This is a genomic window from Planktotalea sp., assembly GCF_965659345.1.
In the GTDB taxonomy this organism is placed as follows: Bacteria; Pseudomonadota; Alphaproteobacteria; order Rhodobacterales; family Rhodobacteraceae; genus Planktotalea.
This window is the reverse complement of sequence record NZ_CBFHVK010000006.1, coordinates 1-23,789: the sequence shown is the minus strand read 5'-3', so window position 1 is coordinate 23,789 and position 23,789 is coordinate 1. Positions and strand designations below refer to the sequence as shown.

General features: G+C 53.1%; 23 protein-coding genes. 11 read left to right on the top strand and 12 right to left on the bottom strand.

Annotated features, from left to right (window positions below; all coding sequences use genetic code 11):
• Nucleotides 1–43: 43 nt before the first annotated feature.
• Genes ACTG3Z_RS05870 through dgcN form a run of 3 tightly spaced genes read right to left on the bottom strand, consistent with a single transcriptional unit; the run spans nucleotide 44 to nucleotide 2,944 of the window.
• Nucleotides 44–907: a D-amino-acid transaminase gene (locus ACTG3Z_RS05870; protein ID WP_439141871.1), complete on the bottom strand. Its 864-nt coding sequence runs from the start codon at nucleotides 905–907 to the stop codon at nucleotides 44–46.
• Nucleotides 908–918: 11 nt separating this feature from the next.
• Nucleotides 919–1,884 (bottom strand): N-acetyl-D-Glu racemase DgcA, encoded by a 966-nt coding sequence (gene dgcA / locus ACTG3Z_RS05865; protein ID WP_439141870.1) that lies wholly within the window; start codon nucleotides 1,882–1,884, stop codon nucleotides 919–921.
• Nucleotides 1,885–1,942: 58 nt separating this feature from the next.
• A complete protein-coding gene (gene dgcN / locus ACTG3Z_RS05860) occupies nucleotides 1,943–2,944 on the bottom strand; it encodes an N-acetyltransferase DgcN (protein WP_439141869.1) in 1,002 nt (333 codons plus the stop codon).
• A 281-nt stretch (nucleotides 2,945–3,225) separates the two neighbouring features.
• Here dgcN and ACTG3Z_RS05855 point away from each other — a divergent pair, with 281 nt between their 5' ends.
• The gene (locus tag ACTG3Z_RS05855; protein ID WP_439141867.1) at nucleotides 3,226–4,182 is read left to right on the top strand and encodes an L-malyl-CoA/beta-methylmalyl-CoA lyase; all 957 of its coding nucleotides are present in this window, start codon (nucleotides 3,226–3,228) and stop codon (nucleotides 4,180–4,182) included.
• On the opposite strand, the gene ACTG3Z_RS05850 is transcribed toward ACTG3Z_RS05855, so the two are convergent.
• Nucleotides 4,179–5,210, bottom strand: a complete 1,032-nt coding sequence (locus ACTG3Z_RS05850) for a zinc ABC transporter substrate-binding protein (RefSeq protein ID WP_439141866.1) — start codon at nucleotides 5,208–5,210, stop codon at nucleotides 4,179–4,181. The genes ACTG3Z_RS05855 and ACTG3Z_RS05850 overlap by 4 nt on opposite strands.
• A 90-nt stretch (nucleotides 5,211–5,300) precedes the next feature.
• Here ACTG3Z_RS05850 and ACTG3Z_RS05845 point away from each other — a divergent pair, with 90 nt between their 5' ends.
• From ACTG3Z_RS05845 to ACTG3Z_RS05815, 7 genes are all read left to right on the top strand, one after another.
• Nucleotides 5,301–5,783 (top strand): transcriptional repressor, encoded by a 483-nt coding sequence (locus ACTG3Z_RS05845; RefSeq protein ID WP_439141865.1) that lies wholly within the window; start codon nucleotides 5,301–5,303, stop codon nucleotides 5,781–5,783.
• Nucleotides 5,780–6,544, top strand: coding sequence for an ATP-binding cassette domain-containing protein (locus tag ACTG3Z_RS05840; protein ID WP_439141863.1), 765 nt, complete (start codon nucleotides 5,780–5,782; stop codon nucleotides 6,542–6,544). The genes ACTG3Z_RS05845 and ACTG3Z_RS05840 overlap by 4 nt, the downstream gene beginning before the upstream one ends.
• The gene (locus ACTG3Z_RS05835; protein WP_439141862.1) at nucleotides 6,544–7,350 is read left to right on the top strand and encodes a metal ABC transporter permease; all 807 of its coding nucleotides are present in this window, start codon (nucleotides 6,544–6,546) and stop codon (nucleotides 7,348–7,350) included. The genes ACTG3Z_RS05840 and ACTG3Z_RS05835 overlap by 1 nt, the downstream gene beginning before the upstream one ends.
• Nucleotides 7,351–7,353: 3 nt before the next feature.
• The gene (locus tag ACTG3Z_RS05830; protein WP_439141860.1) at nucleotides 7,354–8,217 is read left to right on the top strand and encodes an FAS1-like dehydratase domain-containing protein; all 864 of its coding nucleotides are present in this window, start codon (nucleotides 7,354–7,356) and stop codon (nucleotides 8,215–8,217) included.
• A gap of 130 nt (nucleotides 8,218–8,347) precedes the next feature.
• Nucleotides 8,348–8,740 (top strand): rhodanese-like domain-containing protein, encoded by a 393-nt coding sequence (locus ACTG3Z_RS05825; RefSeq protein WP_439141859.1) that lies wholly within the window; start codon nucleotides 8,348–8,350, stop codon nucleotides 8,738–8,740.
• The gene (locus tag ACTG3Z_RS05820) at nucleotides 8,737–9,951 is read left to right on the top strand and encodes an NAD(P)/FAD-dependent oxidoreductase (protein ID WP_439141857.1); all 1,215 of its coding nucleotides are present in this window, start codon (nucleotides 8,737–8,739) and stop codon (nucleotides 9,949–9,951) included. Before ACTG3Z_RS05825 ends, ACTG3Z_RS05820 begins: the two co-directional genes overlap by 4 nt.
• Nucleotides 9,952–10,073: 122 nt before the next feature.
• The gene (locus ACTG3Z_RS05815) at nucleotides 10,074–12,263 is read left to right on the top strand and encodes an NADP-dependent isocitrate dehydrogenase (RefSeq protein WP_439141856.1); all 2,190 of its coding nucleotides are present in this window, start codon (nucleotides 10,074–10,076) and stop codon (nucleotides 12,261–12,263) included.
• A gap of 42 nt (nucleotides 12,264–12,305) precedes the next feature.
• On the opposite strand, the gene arsJ is transcribed toward ACTG3Z_RS05815, so the two are convergent.
• Nucleotides 12,306–13,532: an organoarsenical effux MFS transporter ArsJ gene (arsJ, locus tag ACTG3Z_RS05810; RefSeq protein WP_439141855.1), complete on the bottom strand. Its 1,227-nt coding sequence runs from the start codon at nucleotides 13,530–13,532 to the stop codon at nucleotides 12,306–12,308.
• A 7-nt stretch (nucleotides 13,533–13,539) separates the two neighbouring features.
• Complete coding sequence (locus ACTG3Z_RS05805; RefSeq protein ID WP_439141853.1) at nucleotides 13,540–14,538, bottom strand: ArsJ-associated glyceraldehyde-3-phosphate dehydrogenase; 999 nt, start codon at nucleotides 14,536–14,538, stop codon at nucleotides 13,540–13,542.
• 33 nt (nucleotides 14,539–14,571) lie between these two features.
• On the opposite strand from ACTG3Z_RS05805, the gene ACTG3Z_RS05800 reads away from it, so the two are divergent.
• A complete protein-coding gene (locus ACTG3Z_RS05800) occupies nucleotides 14,572–15,117 on the top strand; it encodes an REP-associated tyrosine transposase (RefSeq protein ID WP_439141852.1) in 546 nt (181 codons plus the stop codon).
• Nucleotides 15,118–15,149: 32 nt separating this feature from the next.
• Here ACTG3Z_RS05800 and ACTG3Z_RS05795 read toward each other — a convergent pair whose 3' ends face one another.
• Both ACTG3Z_RS05795 and lepA read right to left on the bottom strand, forming a co-directional pair.
• Nucleotides 15,150–15,584, bottom strand: a complete 435-nt coding sequence (locus ACTG3Z_RS05795; protein ID WP_439141850.1) for a DsrE family protein — start codon at nucleotides 15,582–15,584, stop codon at nucleotides 15,150–15,152.
• A 65-nt stretch (nucleotides 15,585–15,649) separates the two neighbouring features.
• Entirely contained in the window at nucleotides 15,650–17,449 is a 1,800-nt protein-coding gene (gene lepA, locus ACTG3Z_RS05790; RefSeq protein WP_439141849.1) for a translation elongation factor 4, read from the bottom strand.
• A gap of 522 nt (nucleotides 17,450–17,971) precedes the next feature.
• Between lepA and ACTG3Z_RS05785 the strand changes: the two genes are divergently transcribed.
• The gene (locus tag ACTG3Z_RS05785; protein WP_439141848.1) at nucleotides 17,972–18,661 is read left to right on the top strand and encodes an NAD-dependent deacylase; all 690 of its coding nucleotides are present in this window, start codon (nucleotides 17,972–17,974) and stop codon (nucleotides 18,659–18,661) included.
• Between the two features lie 9 nt (nucleotides 18,662–18,670).
• Here ACTG3Z_RS05785 and ACTG3Z_RS05780 read toward each other — a convergent pair whose 3' ends face one another.
• The 4 genes from ACTG3Z_RS05780 to meaB form a co-directional block, all read right to left on the bottom strand.
• Complete coding sequence (locus ACTG3Z_RS05780) at nucleotides 18,671–19,168, bottom strand: copper chaperone PCu(A)C (protein WP_439141846.1); 498 nt, start codon at nucleotides 19,166–19,168, stop codon at nucleotides 18,671–18,673.
• Nucleotides 19,169–19,209: 41 nt separating this feature from the next.
• On the bottom strand, nucleotides 19,210–19,557 hold the full coding sequence (locus ACTG3Z_RS05775) for a hypothetical protein (protein ID WP_439141844.1): 348 nt from the start codon (nucleotides 19,555–19,557) through the stop codon (nucleotides 19,210–19,212).
• 101 nt (nucleotides 19,558–19,658) lie between these two features.
• Nucleotides 19,659–19,949 (bottom strand): 50S ribosomal protein L28, encoded by a 291-nt coding sequence (rpmB, locus tag ACTG3Z_RS05770; RefSeq protein WP_375264363.1) that lies wholly within the window; start codon nucleotides 19,947–19,949, stop codon nucleotides 19,659–19,661.
• A gap of 228 nt (nucleotides 19,950–20,177) precedes the next feature.
• Nucleotides 20,178–21,155 carry a methylmalonyl Co-A mutase-associated GTPase MeaB gene (gene meaB, locus ACTG3Z_RS05765; protein ID WP_439141841.1) on the bottom strand — a complete coding sequence of 326 codons (978 nt, stop codon included), beginning with the start codon at nucleotides 21,153–21,155 and terminating at the stop codon, nucleotides 20,178–20,180.
• 84 nt (nucleotides 21,156–21,239) lie between these two features.
• On the opposite strand from meaB, the gene hrpB reads away from it, so the two are divergent.
• Nucleotides 21,240–23,669, top strand: a complete 2,430-nt coding sequence (gene hrpB / locus ACTG3Z_RS05760; protein ID WP_439141839.1) for an ATP-dependent helicase HrpB — start codon at nucleotides 21,240–21,242, stop codon at nucleotides 23,667–23,669.
• Nucleotides 23,670–23,789: the final 120 nt, after the last annotated feature.

Genomic DNA, 23,789 nt, shown 5'->3' with positions numbered 1-23,789 from the left:
GCAATGCTAGACAAGACGCGGGCGTTTCACTAAATAAAAAAGCTTAGATCGCTTTCTTAAGGCTTTCTTCAAGGTAAATTTCGCGCAAACGCGGCGCGACGGAGCCAACCTGACCATCGCCAAGTGACACATCGTCGATCTCCACCACAGGCATCACAAACGTAGATGCTGAGGTGATGAAGGCCTCATCCGCCTCTTTTGCTTCGTCGATGGTGAAGTTGCGCTCTTCCACTTCCATCTGCGCTTCACGAGCAAAACGCAAAACCGCAGCGCGTGTGATGCCATGCAAAATTTCATTCGACAAAGCGCGCGTAATGATCTTGTTACCTTTGACGATATAAGCGTTGTTCGATGTGCCTTCGGTTACGAAACCATCTTCAACCATCCAAGCATCATCTTTGCCTGCTTTTTTGGCCATCATCTTACCCATGCTCGGATATAGCAGCTGCACCGTTTTGATGTCGCGACGCCCCCAACGCTCATCATCAATAGAGATCACTTTAATCCCTTTTTGCGCGGTCGGAGCATTGGCGAGACCCGGTTTATTCTGCGTGAAAAGTACGATTGTTTGTGGCGTTGTCTCCGGGTCAGGGAAGACAAAATCACGATCATCAGGCGCGCCGCGTGTGATCTGAAGGTAGATCAAGCCCTCATCAATCTCATTCGCGCGCACAAGTTCGCGGTGTACCTCAAGCAAGTCTTCCTTTGAGATTGGATTGTTCATATCCAGTTCATCAAGCGAGCGTTGAAGCCGCACAGCGTGGCCGTCGAAATCAATCAGCTTACCCTCAAGCACAGAGGTCACTTCGTACACGCCATCAGCCATAAGAAAGCCGCGATCAAAGATGGAAATCTTTGCTTCGTTTTCCGGAAGGTATTCGCCGTTTACATATACAGTGCGGGTCATTTCGGTCTCCTTTAACCCCAAAGGGCAGGTTTAGGGGGGTGGACGCCATCAGCATCAAACTCAAGAGGTGTCGCACGGTCTTCGGCCAGTAAGAGCGGGCCGTCAAGGTCTGTAAAAAGCGCACCCTGCGCCAACAGCGTCGCAGGGGCCATCGCAAGTGAAGATCCGACCATACAACCCACCATAACACCGTAGCCCTGCGCCAAAGCGTCTTGCTTCAAAGCAAGTGCTTCAGTCAGACCACCGGTCTTGTCCAGCTTGATATTTGCCACATCGTATTTGCCCTTTAGCTTGGGCAGGCTGGCGCGGTCATGACAGCTTTCATCGGCGCACACAGGCAACGGGCGCTCTATCTCGCTCAGCATATCATCCTCACCAGCGGGGAGCGGTTGCTCGACCAGCTCAACCCCAAGGCCGACAAGATGCGGGGCGAGCTCGGCATAAACCTCCGCGGTCCAACCCTCGTTCGCGTCAATGATAATCCGCGATTTAGGCGCACCACGACGAACCGCTTCAAGGCGGGGCATATCATCGGGTGTGCCGAGCTTGATCTTGAGCAAAGGTCGCGCCGCATTTTCAGCAGCTTGGATTTGCATTTTCTCTGGCGTGTCGAGCGACAGTGTAAACGCCGTGATCTCTGGGCCAGGCTTGCCAAGGCCAGCCAGCTCCCAAACAGGTTTCCCAGCTTGTTTGGCTTGCAAATCCCAAAGCGCGCAATCAACGGCGTTGCGCGCCGCACCTGGCTCAAGCAGATCATACAAAGATTGTCGATTGAAATCCTCAGGAAGCGCGCGAATTTGCGCCTCGACGCTTTCCAGCGTTTCACCGTAGCGCGCATATGGCACACATTCGCCCCAACCGGACACATGGCCATCGGTCAGACACACTGTGAGAACTTTAGCCTCCGTGCGGGAGCCACGCGAGATGGTGAACACCTGCGCAAGTTTGAACACGTCATGCGTGACGTCGATGTGCATGAAGACTTCCTTTAAATCGTGTCTGCGTGCACTGGCAAACCAATGCACGCTATAGGCATCAGATCGCGGCGAGCGCGTCAACCAGGCGATCTGCACCATGGCGATATGGATCAACCGTTGGCAAGCCCATACGCTCTTCTGTTTCCTTCAAATAGGCGTTGGCTTCATCCTTGGACATATGCTGTGTGTTCACCGAAATGCCAACGATTTTGCATGCGGGGTTACCCACTTGCGCCAAAGGCAATGCTGTGTCGCGCAGTGTTTCAAGCGATGGTGGCGTGAAGGTTGGCAAGCCACGCATATGCGTGCGTGTTGGCTCGTGACATAGGATCAAGGCATCTGGCTGACCGCCATGAACCAAGGCCATGGTGACGCCAGAGTAGGAAACGTGGAACAAGCTGCCCTGCCCCTCGATCATATCCCAGTGATCTTCATCATTGTCCGGTGTTAGGTACTCGACCGCACCCGCCATAAAGTCCGCGACAACAGCGTCGAGCGGAACACCATGACCTGTGATCAAGATACCTGTTTGACCTGTTGCGCGAAATGTCGATTTAAGCCCACGTTCTTGCATGACTTTGTCCATGGCCAGTGCCGTGTACATTTTACCTGCGGAACAATCCGTACCGACTGCCAAGCAACGCTTGCCTGTCCGCTTTACACCGTTTGCGATGGGATACCCAACCGTTGGAACACGCACGTCATGCAACGTTGTACCGGCAACCTGTGCCGCGGCCACCAGATCGCCCTCATCGCGCAAAAGATTATGCAGGCCAGATGCCAGATCATAGCCCATTTCGATCGCGGCGATCAGCACTTCTTTCCAAGCTTGGCTAATAATGCCACCACGGTTCGCGACACCAATCACTAGCGTTTTGGCACCGGCGGCTTTCGCTTCCTCCAAGGTCATCTCGGTCAAACCAACATCTGTCCCACAACCGGGCAAACGCATTTGTCCGACGCAATTCTCTGGGCGCCAGTCTTTGATACCTTGCGCAACCTTTGCAGAAAGCTGATCAGGCGCATCGCCCAAAAACAATAGATATGGTGTTTCGATCATGATGGTCTCCTTGGAATCAGGTGTTGCATCACTTTTGAAGCGTATTGCTTGCGATTTTCTCTCGATTGCACGTACTTTTGAATCAATTTTCGAATTTTATTGCGCAAAATACCTAATTCATCGACGAAAGTTTCAATTTTATCTCTTGCTACACAAGAATCCAGCCAACTCTGCATTGCAGCAAACACAATGCAGTCGCAGAAAATATCTTGCACTGAACTCGGTAACGAAATAACTCAGCACCCAAGAAAAACGTAATTAAATTACTCGAAAGAATCATCATGAGCTTCCGCATCCAACCTACTCCTGTCGCCCGCCCCAATCGCTGCCAGCTTTTTGGGCCAGGATCGCGCCCTGCGATCTTTGAAAAGATGGCGGGCAGCGCTGCTGATGTGATCAACCTCGATCTTGAGGATTCAGTTGCGCCATCAGACAAAGACAGCGCTCGTGAGAATGTGATTAACGCGATCAGTGAAGTTGATTGGGGCAACAAGACGCTTTCCGTGCGCATCAACGGACTTGATTCACCTTATTGGTATCGTGATGTTGTTGATCTTCTTGAAAAAGGCGGCGAGCGTCTTGATCAGATCATGATCCCAAAGGTCGGCTGCGCGGCTGATATCTATGCAGTCGATGCACTCGTGACCTCTATCGAAGCTGCGATGGGGCGCAAAAAGCCAATTGCGTTTGAAATCATTATTGAGAGCGCCGCCGGTATATCGCACGTTGAAGAAATTGCTGCTGCTTCGTCACGCTTGCAAGCGATGAGCCTAGGCGCGGCTGATTTCGCTGCTTCCATGGGTATGGCGACAACTGGCATTGGTGGCACACAAGCCGGGTATTACATGCACCATGAGGGCGCGAATTATTGGTCTGACCCTTGGCATTGGGCGCAAGCGGCTATCGTTGCAGCCTGCCGCACACATGGAGTTTTGCCCGTCGATGGGCCGTATGGTGACTTTTCTGACGAGGAAGGCTTCCGAGCCCAAGCGTTGCGCTCAGCCACGCTGGGCATGGTTGGCAAATGGGCCATCCACCCCAAGCAAGTTGCCCTGTCAAATGAGGTCTTCACCCCATCCGAAGCAGCCGTGACCGAGGCTCGCGAAATTCTTGAAGCCATGGAAACGGCAAAAGCCAACGGCGAAGGCGCAACAGTGTACAAGGGCCGCTTGGTGGACATCGCGTCAATCAAGCAAGCCGAAGTCATCGTGCGCCAATCTGAAATGATCGCGGGTTAGCCTTCAGCGCAGATCTCAAAGCTGTCTGCAAGACCTTGTAGCAAAGCTGCATAAAGTTCGGGGCCGGGCGAAAGTCTGGCCCCGATTGCATCTAGCTGACCCAATTTTACATCAGTGCCTTCGATCACAACCTTGACGAGCTTGTCGTTTTGCTGTGGCTCGGTGAAGACACAAGCGACGTTGCGGTCCTTCAAAACATCTTGAGCTTTAGCAATCCGAGCAGGGCTTGGTGCACTTGCATCGCCCAGCGCAATGCCACCTGCGAAGTCCAACTCGAACCGACGATCAAAATATTGAAATGCGTCGTGTAGAACGAGATAGGGCTTGCCTTTCACGGGTTCTAGCTGCGCGCGGATAGCATCTGTAAGCACGTCGATTTCTTTGGCAGCCGTTTGCGCATTGTCGCGATAGATTTTCGCATTCGCCGGGTCTTGCTTCGAGAGCGTGTCAGCAATTTGGCTCAGCCAGCTCTTTGCGTTCTCAGGGTCAAGCCAACCGTGTGGATCAAGGCCTTCGTCACTATGATCATCGCCATGGGCTGCGTCATGCGCGTCAGCATGATCGTCGCTATGCTCATCCGCGTGATCCTCGCCTTCATGCTCATCGTGACCATGTTCGTCATGACCATCATCGTCGTTGTCATCGCCATGGCCGTGGTCATGCTCGTGATCATGATCTCCACCCGACTCGCGGTACTCAAAATGTACAAGGGAATCTTCCGTCATAACCTCAACAACCAAGGCATTATTCGCAAGCGTCTCGAGCGGCGTCATGATCCAAGGCGTTAATCCTTGGCTCGTGAAGAACACCACGTCCGCGTTTTCGAGTGCCGATGCTTGAGACGGGCGTAGCGCATAGGAATGCGGCGATGCCGTCGTTTCAATCAACAATGTTGGCTCTTCAACATTCTCCATTACCTTGGCGACAAGCGAATGGAGCGGTGCAATATCCGCTACAACACGTGGCGCATCTGCATAAGCAGACGTGGCAAAGAACAAGGCGGTAGCAAGTGCGATGGGTCTCGACATAAGTAAGCGTATCCATTTACAGTTTGCGGATGTATGTTATATCATAACACCAAAGGTCAACCATATATCTGACTCATCGAAGGCATGCCCATGGATCCTATTGGATTTTCTAAACACGATCACACCCATTGTATCGCGGACAATCTCGCACAGATCGAAGCGCATTGTGCGAAAGCAGGGCTGCAACTTACGCCAGTGCGCAAGCGTGTGGTCGAAATTTTGCTACACCAGCACCGTGCGCTCGGAGCGTATGATATTCTAGACCGTTTGCGCGCCGAAGGACTTGGCTCGCAACCCCCTGTCGCTTATCGCGCTTTGGATTTTCTAGTGAGCCATGGGTTTGCCCACAAAATCGAACGGCTGAACGCGTTTGTCGCCTGTGCGCATCCAGGTGAAGTTCATGATCCGGCCTTTTTGATCTGTCGCAAATGCGATGGCGTTGCCGAGGCACAAACCAAAGCAAATGCAGGACAATTGGGATCGAGTGCAAAACTCGCTGGGTTTCAAATCGAACGCGCAGTTGTAGAGGCAGAGGGCATCTGCCCGAACTGCACATCGGACGTCGCCCCATGAGTTTGATCAGCGCTAAAGGCATGGGTGTCAGCCACGGCAAAAACCATGTTTTGAAAAACGTAACACTTGAAATCAAGTCAGGTGAAATCGTTACAATCGTCGGGCCAAACGGGTCAGGAAAGTCAACACTGTTGCGCGCGCTTATTGGGGCCGCCAAACTTTCCAAAGGCACGCTCACGCGCAAGGAAAACTTGCGGATCGGCTACGTGCCTCAAAAGTTGCACATCGATCAAACCCTACCTATAAGCGTGTCGCGGTTTCTCTCGTTGCCCAACAAAGTTTCAGACGAAACGTCGCGCGCCGCGCTCGCTCAAGCAGGTGTTGGCAACCTAGCGCAACGCCAGATGAGTGACCTTTCAGGGGGCCAATTCCAACGAGTCTTGCTCGCACGTGCTTTGCTCGGAAATCCAGAACTTTTAATCTTGGATGAAGCGACACAAGGTCTCGATCAACCGGGCTCCGCATCGTTTTATCGACAGATTGAGAGTTTACGCGAAACGCTCGGCTGCGCGGTGCTCATGGTGAGCCATGAATTGCATGTGGTTATGGCGGCATCTGATCGGGTCATTTGCCTAAACGGCCATGTTTGCTGCGAAGGCGCACCCGAAGTTGTTGCGTCCGCGCCTGAATATCGCGCCTTGTTTGGGTCTGGCACGCAAGGGGCTTTGGCGCTTTACCGTCATGATCATGACCATCACCACGATCACCAGCACGATCATCATGACCATTCCCATGATCACGAACAGTCCGAGGACGCGTGATGGACTTTCTAGACAGTTTTCTCGTGCGCGCAACGCTTGCGGGACTTGGCGTTGCGTTGGCCGCCGCCCCCTTGGGGTGCTTCGTTGTGTGGCGTCGTATGGCCTATTTCGGCGAAGCAACTGCACATGCCTCAATCCTCGGGATCGCACTCGCGCTTGCCTTTTCCACCTCGATCTTTGGGGGCGTTCTTGTTGTCGCTTTATTGATGGGGTGGACCGTATCAACCCTATCAGGGCGCGGCTACGCGATGGATACGTTACTTGGTGTTATGGCCCACTCAGCTTTGGCGGTTGGTCTCGTCGCGGTCTCATTCTTGCAAGGAGTACGCATCGATTTGATGGCCTATCTCTTTGGTGACATCCTTGCTGTCTCACGGATTGATCTTGCCATTATTTGGGGCGGCGCGGCACTTGTGATGTTGATGCTTTGGTGGCGCTGGTCTGCGCTGCTCACAGCAACGCTAAGCACAGATCTCGCTTTCGCAGCGGGGATAGAGCCACGGCGCGAACAGATGGTTCTGACCATCGCGCTCGCCCTTGTCGTCGCCGTTGCTATTAAAGTCGTCGGCGTGCTTTTAATCGCTGCGCTTTTGATCATTCCCGCAGCTGCTGCGCGCCCATTTGCACAGACCCCTGAACGCATGGCGTTTCTCGCGGCGGCGATTGGCGGTTTCTCTGCCCTCGCGGGTCTACGTGCCGCGTATATTTTTGACACGCCCACAGGCCCAACGATTGTCTGTGTTGCGGCCGCTTGCTTTGTCCTTGGCAGCCTGTTCAACCTGTTACGATCCCCTAGCTCTGGATAGATCATGGGCAAAATTAACATTGACCACCTTCAAAGCTGGCAAGGCCAAAGTGAAACCCGCGATGACCTGATAGCAACATTTCCAGCGAACGCCTTAGCAGCAACTCTGGATCGCGATGAGAGCTATGAGACCGGCGATCCGCTTCCTCTGCTCTGGCATTGGCTGCATTTTCTGCCAATCCATAAGTTGAGTGACTGCGGCTATGATGGTCATGCGAAACTTGGGACATTTTTGCCCCCAGTTCCATTGCCACGCCGGATGTGGGCAGGCAGTCGATTGAACTTTCACGCCCCGATCAAAATTGGCGCAAACGCGCGTCGACATTCAAGCGTACGCAGTGTGACTCACAAATCTGGGCGCAGCGGTGATCTGGTTTTTGTCACCGTTGTGCATGAGGTCATTGAAGACCGCTCAATCTGCGTAAGTGAAGTGCAAGACATCGTTTATCGCGCCCTGCCAAGTCCTGACGCACCCATACCCACACCAAAGCAAGCCCCTCAATTCAGCGATTTTTCGAGAACGATTCATCCAGACCCAATACTTCTGTTCCGCTACTCAGCTCTCACCTTCAATGGGCATCGCATTCATTATGATCATCCCTTTTGTACGAGTACCGAGGGGTATGACGGTATCGTTGTGCATGGGCCTTTACTAGCAACGTTGATGATGGACCTTCTACGCAGGCAATACCCCGACACGGATGTTGCTCAGTTCGAATTCCGCGCGCTTGCACCTGTATTTGATAACCAGTGTTTCACTGTTCACGGAAAGCTTGTGAAAGATCATAAGATCGAACTATGGATCGCACGACAAGACGGCGCTTTGGCCATGCAAGGCACGGCGACAATAAAAAGTGACTTCCAATAAGGTATCCACACAAAACGATAGCGCAATGCGGGACGAAGACGCGCGCACCCTTGCGAACTTGCGAAGATTAGGCTTCAAATTACACGCAACATACGCGTGAAAATCGTATGGTTTGATCTAAGGAAACCCAATGAACACATTAACAACAACAGCTGCTGAAATGGTCGCCAAAGCACGCGCTGAAATTGATGAAATTGAAACATCAACGCTTATTGGTATGCTCGATGATCCAAACTTTGTTGTAGTAGACATACGGGATGTGCGCGAACGTCAGCGCAGTGGCTTTATCCCTGGCAGCTTTCACGCGCCGCGCGGTATGATCGAATTTTGGGTCGATCCCGACAGCCCCTATTTCAAACCGATCTTCGGCGAAGACAAAAATTTCGTCTTTCATTGCGCATCTGGCTGGCGGTCTGCTTTGACATGTCAAACCCTGAAGAACATGGGGTTTCAAGCCGCGCATCTACGCGAAGGGTTTAGCACTTGGGAAGCACAAGGCGGACCCGTCGAGCGCGTTGAATGAACTCGTTTCAGGCACCCAAAAGAACCAGTTACGACGTTGTAATCATCGGCGGCGCGATGATGGGGTCATCAACCGCTTGGTTCTTGTCAAACACGCCAGACTTCAACGGCTCTTGCCTCGTCGTTGAGATGGACAGCAGCTATATAAACACCTCTACCGCGCATACGAATTCTTGCATGCGTCAGCAGTTTTCCAACGAGTTGAATGTGCGCATCTCGCAGTTTGCCGCTGATTTCGTGAAAAATCTTCGCAAATACATGGGCGGTGACACACGCGTGCCAGAACTCGGCATTCAAAACTACGGCTACATGTATCTTGCAGACAACGACACCTTTGCCAAAACGCTACGTGAGAACCAGAAAGTGCAACGCGCGGCGGGCGCAGAGACCGAACTGCTTACCGCCGATCAGATCAAAGCACGCTATCCCTTTTATAACGTGGATGATGTCTTGCTTGGCTCCATCAACCGAAAAGATGAAGGGTATTGGGACGGTGGCACTGTGTTCGACTGGTGGCGCAGGTCAGCAAAAGACAACGGGGTTGAATATGTCACCAACCGCGCTGTCGCGATGGATGTCGATGGCGGCAAAGTACGCTCAATCACACTAGAGACGGGCGAAGTTATTTCTTGCGGACAGGTGGTGAATGCCTCTGGCCCACGCGGTGCTTTGACCGCGCAAATGGCGGGCATCCAGCTCCCCGTTGAACCGCGCAAGCGCTTTACTTGGATCTTCAGCGCGGAACAGCCATTGGATCAAGAGCTCCCCCTGACCATTGATCCTTCGGGCGTTCATGTCCGGCAGGACGGGCCGAAAACCTATTTGGCCGGCGGAGCACCCGAACCTGACGATGACGTCGCTGTTGATCCCAATGATTTTGGAATGGACCATGGCCGCTGGGAAAACCATGTCTGGCCAATTATTGCGACACGCATCCCCCAGTTTGCGGCAATCAAAGTCGTCACTGAATGGGCGGGGCATTACGCTTATAATACGCTTGATCAAAACGCAGTCATTGGCGCGCATCCCGAAATCAGCAACTTTATCTTTCTCAACGGTTTTTCAGGGCATGGTTTACAACAAAGCCCTGCAATGGGCCGCGCTACGGCTGAGCTGTTGGTTTATGGCGACTACCGCACGCTTGATATGGCACCTTTTGGGTTTGAACGCATTGTCGCTGGTCGTTCCTTTGAGGAGAAAGCGATCATCTGAGCAGATGAGTTAAAAGTATCAAAAATTGTCGTCGTCTGCCGCAATGCATACAACGGTATACTGTAGACGACTCTGTATTGATCCTCTAAAGACAGGCCAACTCCCTGACTAATGAGGTTTTCATGTCTGATATCATCTACACCAAAGTCGACGAAGCACCGGAACTTGCATCTGCATCCTTCCTGCCGATCATCCAGAAATTCGCCGCAGCTGCTGGCGTATCTGTTGGCACCAAAGACATTTCTTTGGCTGGACGCATTTTGGCGACCTTCCCCGAAGCTTTGAGCGCAGAGCAGCAGCAATCAGACGACCTCACAGAGCTTGGCCGCTTGGTAAAAACGCCAGACGCAAACGTGATCAAACTGCCAAACATCTCTGCGTCTGTCCCGCAGTTGGTGGAAGCTGTGAAAGAACTGCAATCGCAAGGCTACGCGCTGCCGGATTATCCAGAAGCGCCTGAAAGTGATGCAGATAAAGCTGTGCGCGCGAAATACGACAGCATCAAAGGGTCTGCCGTGAACCCAGTTTTGCGTGAAGGCAACTCTGATCGTCGCGCTGCGAAAGCTGTGAAAAGCTACGCGCAGAACAATCCGCACCGCATGGGCAAGTGGACAAGTGACAGCAAGACACGCGTATCTTCCATGTCTGGCGGCGACTTCTTCTCGAACGAAACGTCTGCGACATTGAAAGCTGAAACAGGCGCAAAGATCGTGCTTGAGACCGCAACGGGCGAAACAGTGCTCAAGGACGGCCTGTCCTACCCAGCAGGTACAGTCGTAGATGCAACCTTCATGAGCGCGGCAGCACTTGACGCATTCCTCGCCGAGGAAATCTCAAGCACGCAAGACGACGGCACGCTGTTTTCCTTGCACATGAAAGCGACGATGATGAAGGTCTCCGACCCAATCATCTTCGGTCATGCGGTCAAAGTCTTTCTCAAGCCGGTCTTCGACATTTATGGCGCAGAAATGGCCGACCTTGGCGTGAATCCGAACTCCGGCCTTGGTGACCTGCTTGAGCGCGTGAAAGACAAGCCAGAAATTATGTCTGCAATAGATGCGTGCATGTCCAAACGCCCACCCATGTACATGGTCGACAGTGACAAAGGCATTACCAACCTTCACGTCCCGTCGGACGTGATTATCGACGCGTCTATGCCAGCGTTGATCCGTGCAGGCGGCAAAGGTTGGGGCCCGGATGGGAAAGAAAGCGACACGAACTGCGTTATTCCTGACAACTCATACGCGCCTGTTTATGACGAATCCGTTAAGTTCTTCAAAGAAAACGGCGCGCTGAACCCGGCAACTGCAGGCACAGTACAAAACATCGGCCTGATGGCACAAAAGGCGGAAGAGTACGGCTCGCACCCGACAACATTTGAGATGCCAGCAGCGGGGACGGTCAAAATGATCCTCGACGATGGCACTGTTTTGCATGAGCACAAAGTCGAAGAAAACGACATTTGGCGTTCTGCCTCCGCACGCAAAGCACCGATTGAAGATTGGGTGAACCTCGCGATTTCGCGTCAAAAGGCGGAAGGCTGCGAAGCGATCTTCTGGCTCGACGCAAACCGCGCGCATGACGCAGAGCTGATCGCTTATGTGATCCCAATCCTCGAAGCAGCAGGCGTTGCAGACAAGTTCAAGATCATGGCCCCACGTGAAGCAACACGTGCTTCGCTGGAGACGATCACAAAGGGTGAAAACTCCATCGCGATCACGGGCAACGTACTACGTGACTACCTGACCGACCTCTTCCCCATTCTTGAGCTTGCGACTTCCGCAAAAATGCTCTCCATCGTGAAGCTAATGAACGGCGGCGGTCTGTTTGAAACAGGTGCTGGCGGTTCTGCTCCAAAGCACGTGCAGCAGTTGATGGAAGAAAACCACTTGCGTTGGGATAGCCTTGGCGAGTTCTGTGCCTTAGGGGAAAGCTTGAAGTTCCTTGCAGATGCCAAAGGTAACGGCAAAGCACGTGTACTGGGTCTTGCGGTAGAAGCCGCGACGCAGGGTATCCTCGACAACGGCAACTCGCCTTCGCGCAAAGTGGGTGAGCCCGACAACCGCGACAGCCACTACTGGTTCGCGCGGTATTGGGCAGAAGCCCTTGCAGCACAAAGCGATGACGCTGATCTTGCAGCGCATTTTGCACCAATCGCAGAGGCGCTTGTATCTGGCGAAGCAGCAATCTTGTCCGAACTGGCAGGCGCGCAAGGTCCCGCTGTTGATCTGGGTGGCTACTATCACGGTGATGCGGCGAAAACCGCAGCCGTTATGCGCCCCTCCGTAACGTTGAACGCGATCATCGGATAAAACACTTAGCCGCGTGCGGAACATTTCGCGCGCGGCTTTTCTTTACGCCAGCTTAACCTCTGGCAACTGGCGCGCTGCTACAGCGCTGATCACCAGCATCACAGCCGCGACGCCCAAACATGCCGCCAGTCCACCGAGCTGATAGCTTAGCCCGGACATTACGGTACCCAAGAGCCGCCCTGTTGCATTGGCCATATAGTAAAACCCTACGTCCAACGTCACGCGGTCTGCCGTTGTAAAGCGCAAGATCAAATAAGAATGCAGTGCTGAATTCAGCGCAAGCAAGGCTGCGAAGATGAACAGTCCGATGATCAGTAAGACTGTGAGAGATGACATTTGCATCCACACAAAAACCGCTAGCACCATTGGTACAAGCGCAAGGCTGATCACCAACCCAGCGGCGCTTTGCACTGGCAACCCGCTCAGCAATTTTGGCGCGATCCCTTGAATGACCCCATAAAAGATCACCCAAGCCGCCATGAAAGTGCCAATCATGAAAAAGGCGGCTTTGTTACCCTCAAGCGTACCGTCTGACCAAACCGAATAGAAGTAAATCGGGATGCCAACGACGAACCACACATCACGCGCACCAAATAGGAATACCCGCGCAAGACTGAGCCAATTCACCGCTGCGTTCTTTGAAAAAACAGCGCTGAACTTCACGCCTTTCATGCCCTTGGGTAGCCCTTCAGGCATGCGCAGAATTACCAGCAAAAAGAGAAGTGCGAGTACGAAGGTCATTGCATAAATCGCCCCTTGGAACCCAAGTATCGCGAGCAAAGCAGCCCCTAACAGAAAGCCGAAACCTTTCACCGCATTCTTTGACCCAGTCAGCAATGCGACCCACTTGAAAAGACTGTCACCCTCGTCCGGTGCAAGGAGCTTTACAGCCGATTTGCTACTCATCTTTGCGAGATCTTTCGCAACTCCCGACAGCCCTTGAACACACATCACAAACACCACAGATGCAGTGATGCTCCACGTTGGATCAAGCTGCGCCAGCGCAATCAGCGCGATGATTTGCAAACCCAGCCCTGCATAAAGCGTAAACGTCAGCCCAAATCGCGCAGCAAGCCAGCCAGCACATAGGTTGGTGACAACGCCCGCGATTTCATAAAGCACAAAGAGATAGGCAAGCTGAACCGGCGAAAAACCAAGCGTGTGAAAATGCAAAAGCACCAACATCCGCAAGGCCCCATCCGTGAGCATGAAGGCCCAATATGCGCCGGTCACGACAAGATAGGCAGCAAAACCTGCAGGTCTGCTCACGGCCTCATCACAGGGCATCGCCCACCATGCGCGCCACATCAATCAAGCGGTTCGCATAGCCCCACTCATTGTCATACCAAGCGTAAATCTTAACCTGCGTGCCATTCACGACCATCGTCGAAAGCGCATCAACGATGGTACTGCGTGGATCGTTTACATAATCAGCCGAGACAAGCGGACGCGTCTCATATCCAAGAATACCCTCAAGCGCACCCTCAGCGGCCTCTTTGAAAAATGCGTTTACCTCATCTTCGGTTGTAGCGCGCTCGACTTCAAAAACACAATCGGTGATCGAAGCATTTAGCAAAGGGACGCGTACGGCATGACCGTTCAGCTTTCCTTTAAGCTCTGGATAAATCAGCGTGATCGCGGTCGCAGACCCTGTGGTCGTTGGAATCAATGAATTCAACGCTGAACGCGCACGCCGCAAGTCTTTCGCAGGGCGATCCACGATAGTTTGGGTATTAGTGACATCATGAATTGTGGTGATCGAGCCATGTTTGATGCCTAAGTTCTCATGGATGACCTTGACCACAGGCGCAAGGCAATTGGTTGTACACGATGCCGCTGTAATGATGTTTTGCGTGTTCGCATTGTAATCATGATTGTTCACACCATAGACGATATTCGCGGCATTGCCGTCTTTCACAGGGGCGGACACGATGACTTTCTTCACGCCCGCTTTGAAATAGGGGGCGAGCTTGGCTTCGCTCTTGAAAGCACCTGTGCAATCAATCATGACATCGACCCCTGCAAGCGGCAGTTCTTCAAGGTTTCGCGCATTGCAGAGCGGAAACGTCGTTCCGTTGATGCTTATGGTGTCTTCGTCGTGACTAAATTCAGCATCCCAACGCCCATGGACTGTGTCAAACTCCAGCAAATGTGCGTGCATTTCAGGGTCGCCCACCGCATCGTTGAGAAAAGCGATTTTTGCGCCACTCTCGATAAGAGGGCGTAGGGCTAGTTTTCCGATTCGACCGAGGCCATTGATTGCGTATGTTGTCATGAGCTTCCCCTAACCAATGATTGTAACAGACGAATGACGGTGCGTGATATCACGCACCTTACGGCGATTCATCTGTTCTTAAACATGATCTTCCACAAAGGAAGCATGTCCAATTACTTACGCCCTCACAGTCCCGGCGCAACGGTCTTCTTCACCGTTGGTCTTCGCGCGCAAGACTCAGATACGCTGTTGCGCGAAATTCACCTGTTACGCAGCGCGGTTGCGCGTACACTTCGCGAACGGCCAGTGACTGTGAACGCATGGGTCGTTCTGCCTGATCATATGCATTGCATTTGGACTTTGCCTGCGGACGATCATGACTATTCGACACGATGGCGGATCATCAAATCCCGATTTTCGCGCAATCTGGCGAAAGGACCTCTTCGTGCAAGCGATATTAAACGGCAAGAGCGCGGAATATGGAACAGGCGGTTCTGGGAGCATCACATACGTTCAAAAACCGACTTTAATGCACATATGGAGCACTGTTGGATGGATCCTGTGCGTCATGGTTATGTGCAACGCCCAGAACACTGGGAGTTCACTTCATTTGCAAAGTTGAGAAAAGTGTCGGCGTAAGGTGCGTGATATCACGCACCTTACCTGTCACCCTACGGCTTTACGTAGGCAAAACCATCTTCTTGCAGTTCGATCAATCGCACCACGCCGGAGGGCACCATGTTGGCTTCGTCCAGCAGCGCGATATCTTCGCCCTTCTTCTTAGACATCTTTCGATGCGTGTTGCCACAAGCTGCAAAACTCAGGTTATCCATTTCTAACGACATCGTCGCGATACGATCTGCAACTGGCGATTTACCATCGATCAACATGTTCAGGCCCGGACCATAGGTCACCACCTCAACTTCAACGGTATCTCCTTTCGACTGATAGTAGTTCGTCAGATTTTGCACGTTGTTGAGCGCGATATTCATAACCGCTGGGTCGTTCTCGTTCACGTGTACCGCAACTTTGTGTACCATTCCTTCAGCAAACAAAGCGCCAGCGCTAAGCGACATTGCAATCGCTATTCCAAGTATAGTTTTCATTGATAGTCCTCCCATGAGGGCTACGAACCTAGGCGAACATGCTTGGTCAAATCAAGCGCGCGAGATCAGCTATCCATCTTCAGCGCAGAAATAAACGCTTCCTGCGGGATATCGACCTTGCCGAATTGACGCATCTTCTTCTTACCCGCCTTCTGCTTTTCCAGAAGTTTCTTCTTGCGGGTCGCATCGCCGCCATAGCACTTGGCCGTCACGTCCTTGCGCATCGCAGACAATGTCTCGCGCGCAATAACCTTGCCGCCAATCGCTGCTTGAATCGGGATTTTGAACATATGGCGCGGGATCAAGTCTTTCAGCTTTTCAACCATCGCCCGCCCGCGCATTTCTGCGCGATCACGGTGCACCATCGTTGAAAGCGCATCCACAGGTTCATCGTTCACAAGGATCGACATCTTTACCAGATGATCCTGACGATAGCCGGTCATCTGATAATCAAACGACGCGTAGCCCTTGGTCACAGACTTCAAGCGATCGTAAAAATCAAAAACCACCTCATTCAAAGGTAGATCATAGACAACCATCGCACGCGTACCTGCATAGGTCAGGTCCTCTTGAATGCCGCGACGATCCTGACACAGCTTCAAAACATCACCAAGGTACTCATCGGGAACAAGAATCGTCGCCTTGATGCGCGGTTCTTGCATGTGATCAACGAACGTCAAATCCGGCATATCCGCAGGGTTATGCAACTCCTGCATCGTACCGTCTTTCATGTGGATATGATAAATCACAGATGGTGCAGTCGTGATCAGCTCGATATTGTACTCACGCTCGATACGGTCGCGAATGACCTCAAGGTGCAACAAGCCAAGGAAACCACAACGAAAGCCGAAACCAAGGGCGGCGGAGGTTTCCATCTCAAATGAAAAGCTCGCGTCATTCAGAGCAAGCTTGTCGATAGCGTCGCGCAAATCCTCAAACTCAGCACTATCCACAGGGAAAAGACCACAGAAAACAACTGGCTGAGCAGGCTTAAAGCCTGGCAAAGCGTCGTCTGTACCCTTTTTCTCATGGGTGATCGTGTCACCCACACGCGTGTCGCGCACTTGCTTGATCGACGCCGTCAGAAAACCCATCTCGCCGGGTCCAAGTTCAGCGATTTCTTCGCGTTGGGGTTTGAACACGCCAATGCGATCTACGTGATGAACCGAATTGTTAGACAGCATCTTGATGCGCTCGCCCTTTTTCAGCACGCCATCAATAATGCGCACCAGAACAATCACGCCCAGATAGGCATCATACCAACTATCGACCAGCATGGCCTTTAGCGGCGCATCACGCTCGCCTGTCGGAGCCGGCAGGCGGGTGACAATCGCTTCAAGCGTTTCGTGAATGCCCTGCCCCGTCTTCGCGGAAACTTGGATAGCGTCAGTCGCATCAATGCCGATCACATCTTCGATCTGCTCAGCAACGCGGTCACAGTCAGACGCGGGCAAATCAATTTTGTTCAGGATCGGAACAATCTCATGATCCGCATCAATCGCATGATACACATTCGCGAGCGTCTGCGCCTCGACCCCTTGCGAACTGTCCACAACCAAGAGCGAGCCCTCAACCGCGCGCATGGAGCGTGACACCTCATAGGCGAAATCCACGTGGCCAGGCGTGTCGATCAGGTTCAGGACATAATCCTCGCCATCATCCGCCTTATAGTCGATGCGAACCGTGTTGGCTTTGATGGTAATACCGCGCTCACGCTCGATATCCATGCTGTCAAGCATTTGCTCTTGCATGTCACGATCCTTCACTGTGCCCGTCTCTTGAATGAGGCGGTCAGCGAGGGTGGATTTCCCGTGGTCAATATGCGCCACGATGGAGAAATTACGGATTTTGCTCAGCTCTGTCATAGCTCGGATATGAGTTGGTTTTACGCCTTGGTCAAGGTGGCGAATGTGTCGCGCTTTATGGAGAGGGTTGGCAAAGCTTTGCCTATGTAGGGTCGGAATTGAATCTTAACTGTTTTTGCGCTATGTTTGGGCCGAGAGTAATCGGCATGTGAGACGTTGGGCACAAGATCCAAGCCCATGCCGGCAAATAGGCAGACCATATGAAACACATTATTTTGTCGCTCGCTTTGGCGGGTATACTAGCCCCTGTAGTCCCAACGCCCGTAGACGCAGGTACAATCACGCGCGCATGTATGAAATCTGACCGCAAAGCCGCGAATCGCAGGCTATGCAGTTGCATCCAGAAAGCAGCGCGCGGCACGTTGAGTTCTTCTGACCAACGTTTGGCAGCGACGTTTTTCAAAGACCCGCACAGAAGTCAGGAAATCCGTCAATCTGACCGCTCCAGTCATGAAGTTTTTTGGAAGCGCTACAAAAAATTTGGCCAACGTGCACAGCAGATGTGTTCTTAATATCTAACACATGAGCAAGATCGTCATTCTCACCGGTGCTGGCATTTCTGCGGAAAGCGGGCTTGGCACATTTCGTGACGAGGGCGGCCTTTGGGCCCAACACCGGATCGAAGATGTTGCAACGCCCGAAGGCTTCGCGCGCGATCCGGACTTGGTGCATGAATTTTATAACGCACGACGTGCGCAATCGCGCGCGGCACAGCCCAATGCAGCTCATTTTGCCTTGGCCAAGCTGCAAAAAGAGCATCGTGGCGATATCGTTCTCGTCACTCAAAACGTTGACAGCTTGCACGAAGCGGCAGGCGCACAAAATGTTTGCCATATGCACGGGTTTCTAGACGGCGCGCTTTGTTCCAGCTGTGATACCCGTTGGCCTGCTCCGCCTGTGATGAGCAAAACACGGCAATGTCCGTCCTGTAACGCCCAAACAACGCGTCCTGATATCGTGTGGTTCGGTGAGATGCCGTATCACATGGAAACGATCTACCACCATTTGAGCGAAGCGGATCTTTTCGTGGCAATCGGCACGTCTGGTAACGTCTACCCTGCTGCAGGCTTCGTACAAGAAGCAGCACTATCCGGTGCAGACACGCTCGAACTCAACCTCGAAGCCAGCGCAACAATCTCTCAATTCGCGCAGGCCGAGTTTGGCAAGGCAAGCGAGATCGTTCCAAACTGGGTTGAAACGATCTTAAGGTAATGCAGACCGCTATTTATCGGCGCTATGGCCAGTATGATCCATATCGCCATGCTTCATAGCACCGTGATCCTGCCGCTCCGAATCAACTGGGATTTGAACAATCATTTCGCCAGCCTTTTCAAAAGTAAGAGTCACTTGCACGCTTTCACCCTGAACCATGGTCTGCGTCAAACCCATAAACATCACATGATCGCCACCGCGCGCCAATGAATGCATACCACCAGCGGGGATAACAAAGCCGTCTTCGACTTCCATCATTTTCATCACGCCATCGCCCATATCTTTGTGCGTGTGAAGCTCAACACGTTTGGCAATATCTGCGGACGCACTGATCAAGCGATCCTCTTCATCACTGTGGTTCATAATCTGCATAAACGCAGCGCCTGACTTAGCGCCTGCCATAGCCGTGCGCGCATAGGCGTCTTTGATCATTATGTCGCCCGCATACGCAGGAAACGCTAGGTTCGCCGTCACAATGAGGGCCAAAAATTTGGAACTGAGGGACATTGGGTCTCTCCTTATCTGTCTGAAGGATTAAAATAGTTGGTTTAATCCAAGACAGGCGGTGCCCTTGCGTTCGGAACAGCCCGCCGAAGAGCAGCCTGTTTCCGACCATGCTCTTTCGAACGTAATTCGAACCAAACCCCTTGCGCAGACATGCTCAAAGCAGCAGGTGCCACCGCGACGATCAACGACAGCGCATATTCCGGACAAATCTGTGGCGCGCCTGTGGGTATACCATCTGCGTCGACAAAGATCATCATCGGGCCAGCGCCCGTGCAAATCACCATCTGACCCGTCGCGTCTGGCATCGTGCGCGCAGCCGCGGCGCTTTGCGCTGTCAGCGCAATAAGAGCGACTAAGAAGGCACGGATGATATGAGAAGCGCGTGTCATGTTGGAAGGATTAAACGCTCATTAAAGCGACTTCAACGGACAAAAAGAAGCGCCCCGCAACATCAGTTGCGAGGCGCTAAAATCTTTACAATGTGAAACGCTTAGGCAGCTGCAGCTTGCGCCTTTGCAATCTCTTTTTTCACTTTCAACGCGCCGTCAGACAGTTCGCTGTCCTTGGACTTTGCAAAGAACTGGTCAAGACCACCGCGGTGATCGACCGTGCGCAAAGCCGCTGCACAAATCTTGAGCTTGATACCACGACCTAGAATTTCGGACTGTAGCGTCACATCATTCAGGTTTGGCAAAAACCGACGGCGTGTACGGTTCTTAGCGTGGCTTACGTTGTTGCCCGTCATCGGGCCTTTTCCGGTCAGTTCGCAACGGCGCGACATGGGCGTATCCTCGTGTTCGTGCGGTCTAAGCGTATCTTAGAAACGCAAAATGGGGCGCAGCTCTCGCAGGCGCAAATTAATCTCTGCGCGGTATTAGGTCGATAAGCGTGAGCCGTCAAGCGATTCACTCCCCCTTCCCCTTCATCTTTCCAAATAAACTCCGGGGGAGTCTCAGCTGGCTGAGACGGGGGCTGGCCCCCACCTCGCGCATAATGTTCGGTATGCGACTTATTTTCGTAGCAATTCTTGCATTTGTTGTGCTGCAAACGCCGATGTAACATCGCCGCATGCGACTGCAGACCCTAGATCATCCATCGCGTCGCGCAACGCACCTGCTTGTGACAATCGCGCCAGCAAACTTTGGCGCACCTCCTCTTCAAACCAGAACCGCGCTTGCTCTGCGCGCGTGTGCTCGAAAAAGCCATTGTCGCGCCGCCATTCGATCAATGCATTCATTTCATCCCAAGCTTGGTCTAACCCGTTTTCTTCTAACGCAGAGACCGCCAAGGCCTTTGGAAAATCGCTCGGATCCTGCGCGCGCTTGCGCAAAAGGCGCAACGCACCTGCGTAATCTGCCATCGTACGGGTCGCTGCGGCTTTCAAATCACCGTCGGCTTTATTAATCAAAATCAGATCAGCCATCTCCATGATCCCACGCTTTACACCTTGCAACTCATCGCCACCGGCAGGGGCTAACAACAAGACGAACAAGTCTGCCATTTGCGCCACAACCGTTTCAGATTGCCCAACCCCCACAGTTTCAATGAGAACCACATCAAAACCAGCAGCCTCACACACCGCAACGGCTTCACGAGAACGGCGCGCAACACCGCCCAAATGGGTTTGCGACGGGGAAGGACGGATAAACGCAGCCGCTTCACGTGACAATCGATCCATTCGGGTCTTATCCCCCAAGATGGACCCGCCAGAGCGTGTGGAACTAGGATCAACCGCCAAAACGGCGACGCGCAAGCCTTTGTCAATCAAGCTCATGCCAAAGCTCTCGATGAACGTGGATTTGCCCACACCAGGTGTCCCTGACAGACCAATCCGCAAAGCCTGCTTGCCATCTTGCGCAAGCTTTTCCAGCAACTCAGCTGCTTCAACACGATGATCCGCCCGCGCACTTTCAACAAGCGTGATTGCCCGCGCAAGACCGCGCCGTTCACCGTTTTGAACTGACTGAGCCAGCGCTTGAATATCCATCGGGAACCTCTTGAAAATCTGACCTCGGTTTTCAACGAGCAAGCAAGCGTTGTCTAGCCCTTCGCTTTGAACGATACGTAGGCCATGCAAGGTAACCTACCCATAGATGACGTCCTTCCCGCGCTCTTAGAGGCGCTTGAGACCCATGGACGCGCCGTGCTGCAAGCGCCGCCCGGAGCTGGTAAAACCACGCGAGTTCCTCTCGCTGTGCTGCAAACAGCTAAGTTCGGCGGTAAAATCATTATGCTCGAGCCTCGCCGCCTTGCCGCGCGCGCCGCAGCGGAACGGCTTGCCAGTCAACTCAACGAACCTGTCGGGCAAACCGTCGGCTATGCGATGCGCGGAGAGCGCAAGACAACCGCGATGACACGTATCGAGGTCGTCACTGAAGGAATTCTCACGCGAATGATCCAATCCGATCCCGAACTGACGGGTATTGATTGCGTGATCTTTGATGAATTTCATGAACGCTCGCTGAATGCCGATCTCGGTCTCGCCTTGTGTATCGAGTGCCGTACAGCCTTGCGCGAAGACCTTGCGCTCATTGTAATGTCTGCCACGCTTGATGCTGCCCCTGTCGCCGAACTTCTCGATGCCGCGCCAATTATTACGTCCGAGGGGCGCGACTTTCCGGTCGAGCAGATTTTTCTGCCGCGTCCACCCTCGAAAGAACGCCGCATAGAGACACATATGAGCGATCTCATATCCCAAGCCTTGAACGAAACCGACGGTAGCATTCTCGCCTTTCTTCCAGGTGAGGGCGAAATTCGCAGAACTCAAAGCCTGCTCGCTGCACGTATCGCAAGCGACACGACCCTGCGTCCGCTCTTTGGCGCGATGAAGTTCCAAGATCAGCGCGCAGCGATCCAGCCAGAAACGGACGGACGACGCAAAGTCGTGCTTGCAACCTCCATCGCGGAAACCTCGCTTACGATTGAGGGCATCACCACTGTTGTTGATAGTGGCTTGGCCCGTCGAGCGCGCTTTGATGCAGGAACTGGGATGTCGCGCCTTGTGACCGAACGTGCCTCTCGGGCGGAAGCCACCCAGCGTGCGGGTCGCGCCGGCCGCCTTGGCCCCGGCACGGCATACAAGCTTTGGGCGAAAGGGGAAAACGGAACGCTACCTTCTTTTGCGCCCGCTGAAATCGAAACAGCCGATCTGACCGGTCTTGCGCTTGAGCTCGCACTTTGGGGCGCGCCGCCAGAAGACTTGCCCTTTCTGACCCCACCAAACCGGATCACATTGGGCGAAGCACAAACACTGTTGCAAACGCTTGGTGCGCTCGATCGAGACCTGCGCATCACAGCACATGGCAACGCGCTTGCACGCATGCCGCTACACCCCCGTTTGGGCCACATGCTGAGTGTCGCTGGCAAACAAGCAGCAACCCTTGCGGTCATTTTGAATGAGCGTGATCCGCTCGGGCGCGGCTCGGGGTGCGATCTGTCTTTGCGTCTGCGCGCCTTAATTGATCGTCGCGTACCAAAGGAGTATGCGAACCGCATAACGCAAGAAGTAAAACGCTTGAGCAAGCTTGCACCGAATGCGCCACAAGGCTCTCTCAATCTTGGTGCGATGGCCGCCCTCGCCTATCCTGATCGCATCGGTCAAAGACGCAAGGGGGATGCACCGCGCTATGTGCTTTCGGGCGGCAAAGGCGCTGTGATGGAAGAGAGTGACGTTCTTGGAAATACCCCCTTCATTGTTGTTACGGATACGGACGGCAATCCGCGCGAAGCACGCATCAGGCAAGCCGCACAAGTGGATCTAGCGGATATTCGAGAGCTATACAGCGACCAGATCGCTTGGATTGAAGAGTGCGCATGGTCCAAACGCGAGCGTCGCGTGATTGCTTATCAGCGCGAAAAGCTGGGCGCGCTGATTTTGGATGAGCGTCTTTGGAAAGACGCGCCAGATCAAGCGATTGCTCATGCAATGCTAGATGGTGTTCGCGCGTTAGGATTGACGTTTTCCGCTGCAGCACAACGCTTTCGCACACGTGTTGATCTGATGCGTCAAACGGGTGAAGACTTCCCTGATCTCAGTGAAACCGCACTTTTGGACAGTATTGAGCATTGGCTGTTGCCCTTTCTTTCTAACATCAGGAACGCGGCGCAACTCAAAGCATTGGATTTGCTTGACCCCTTGAAATCGCTTCTCACTTGGGAGCAACAACAACGCCTCGACAAAGCCGCGCCTTCACATGTGGAAACGCCCCTTGGGCGACGTGTTCCCGTCGATTACGAATATGGCACTCCTGAAATAGCGCTGCGCTTGCAAGAGATGTTTGGCACCACGGTCCACCCTATCGTTGCAGGCCAAGCATTGCGCGTTACGCTACTTTCTCCTGCGGGGCGACCTGTTCAAACCACCACAGATATTCCTGCGTTTTGGGACACGTCATACGCAGATGTGCGCAAAGATATGCGCGGGCGCTATCCGCGTCATCCTTGGCCTGAAAACCCGCGCGAGGCTGATCCGACCTTGCGTGCCAAACGCCGGTCTCGCTGAAAGTTGAACAAATTCAACCGTCTGTTAAGATAGTATGCATAATAATGGCTTTGTTGCACAAATCGGGCACTGTAGGATTCACTGTGTGAATCCAGCGTGATAGCTCGCGGACATGAGCAG

What these genes read in the sequence shown, in the direction of transcription:
- ACTG3Z_RS05775 (WP_439141844.1), bottom strand. Translation starts at nt 19,557, where the DNA reads ATGACACGCGCTTCTCATATCATCCGTGCCTTCTTAGTCGCTCTTATT.
- ACTG3Z_RS05830 (WP_439141860.1), top strand. Translation starts at nt 7,354, where the DNA reads ATGGGCAAAATTAACATTGACCACCTTCAAAGCTGGCAAGGCCAAAGT.
- ACTG3Z_RS05835 (WP_439141862.1), top strand. Translation starts at nt 6,544, where the DNA reads ATGGACTTTCTAGACAGTTTTCTCGTGCGCGCAACGCTTGCGGGACTT.
- lepA (WP_439141849.1), bottom strand. Translation starts at nt 17,449, where the DNA reads ATGACAGAGCTGAGCAAAATCCGTAATTTCTCCATCGTGGCGCATATT.
- hrpB (WP_439141839.1), top strand. Translation starts at nt 21,240, where the DNA reads ATGCAAGGTAACCTACCCATAGATGACGTCCTTCCCGCGCTCTTAGAG.
- ACTG3Z_RS05785 (WP_439141848.1), top strand. Translation starts at nt 17,972, where the DNA reads ATGAGCAAGATCGTCATTCTCACCGGTGCTGGCATTTCTGCGGAAAGC.
- ACTG3Z_RS05780 (WP_439141846.1), bottom strand. Translation starts at nt 19,168, where the DNA reads ATGTCCCTCAGTTCCAAATTTTTGGCCCTCATTGTGACGGCGAACCTA.
- dgcN (WP_439141869.1), bottom strand. Translation starts at nt 2,944, where the DNA reads ATGATCGAAACACCATATCTATTGTTTTTGGGCGATGCGCCTGATCAG.
- ACTG3Z_RS05795 (WP_439141850.1), bottom strand. Translation starts at nt 15,584, where the DNA reads ATGAAAACTATACTTGGAATAGCGATTGCAATGTCGCTTAGCGCTGGC.
- dgcA (WP_439141870.1), bottom strand. Translation starts at nt 1,884, where the DNA reads ATGCACATCGACGTCACGCATGACGTGTTCAAACTTGCGCAGGTGTTC.
- ACTG3Z_RS05800 (WP_439141852.1), top strand. Translation starts at nt 14,572, where the DNA reads ATGACGGTGCGTGATATCACGCACCTTACGGCGATTCATCTGTTCTTA.
- ACTG3Z_RS05845 (WP_439141865.1), top strand. Translation starts at nt 5,301, where the DNA reads ATGGATCCTATTGGATTTTCTAAACACGATCACACCCATTGTATCGCG.
- ACTG3Z_RS05870 (WP_439141871.1), bottom strand. Translation starts at nt 907, where the DNA reads ATGACCCGCACTGTATATGTAAACGGCGAATACCTTCCGGAAAACGAA.
- ACTG3Z_RS05855 (WP_439141867.1), top strand. Translation starts at nt 3,226, where the DNA reads ATGAGCTTCCGCATCCAACCTACTCCTGTCGCCCGCCCCAATCGCTGC.
- ACTG3Z_RS05840 (WP_439141863.1), top strand. Translation starts at nt 5,780, where the DNA reads ATGAGTTTGATCAGCGCTAAAGGCATGGGTGTCAGCCACGGCAAAAAC.
- ACTG3Z_RS05850 (WP_439141866.1), bottom strand. Translation starts at nt 5,210, where the DNA reads ATGTCGAGACCCATCGCACTTGCTACCGCCTTGTTCTTTGCCACGTCT.
- meaB (WP_439141841.1), bottom strand. Translation starts at nt 21,155, where the DNA reads ATGGATATTCAAGCGCTGGCTCAGTCAGTTCAAAACGGTGAACGGCGC.
- ACTG3Z_RS05820 (WP_439141857.1), top strand. Translation starts at nt 8,737, where the DNA reads ATGAACTCGTTTCAGGCACCCAAAAGAACCAGTTACGACGTTGTAATC.
- ACTG3Z_RS05805 (WP_439141853.1), bottom strand. Translation starts at nt 14,538, where the DNA reads ATGACAACATACGCAATCAATGGCCTCGGTCGAATCGGAAAACTAGCC.
- rpmB (WP_375264363.1), bottom strand. Translation starts at nt 19,949, where the DNA reads ATGTCGCGCCGTTGCGAACTGACCGGAAAAGGCCCGATGACGGGCAAC.
- ACTG3Z_RS05825 (WP_439141859.1), top strand. Translation starts at nt 8,348, where the DNA reads ATGAACACATTAACAACAACAGCTGCTGAAATGGTCGCCAAAGCACGC.
- ACTG3Z_RS05815 (WP_439141856.1), top strand. Translation starts at nt 10,074, where the DNA reads ATGTCTGATATCATCTACACCAAAGTCGACGAAGCACCGGAACTTGCA.